Here is a 255-nt window from a genome sequence, read left to right as displayed (position 1 = left end):
AAAACAACGTTTACATAACGCCCCAGGCACAGGTGCTATGGTCCGGCGTGAAAGCCGATAATCACACGGAAGTCAACGGTACGAAAGTGGAAGGCAGGGGAAGTGATAACGTCCAGACACGCCTGGGCGTACGCTTGTCAATGACCGGACAGAGCCATCATGACAAAGGTTCCTTCCGTCAGTTTGAACCTTTTGTGGAAGCAAACTGGGTTTATACCGCGAAGGATTATGGCGTGAAGATGGGTGAAAGCAGTG

1 protein-coding gene is annotated in these 255 nt (G+C 51.0%); it reads left to right on the top strand.

Annotated elements, in window-relative coordinates:
* A partial coding sequence (locus tag WFK85_RS23545; protein ID WP_336710435.1) for an autotransporter outer membrane beta-barrel domain-containing protein occupies window positions 1–255 on the top strand: 255 nt, incomplete at both ends.

This window comes from Cedecea sp. VD22, from assembly GCF_037150195.1.
GTDB lineage: Bacteria > Pseudomonadota > Gammaproteobacteria > Enterobacterales > Enterobacteriaceae > Cedecea.
Note: the sequence above shows the minus strand (reverse complement) of the source record. Positions and strands in the feature narration are given on the sequence as shown.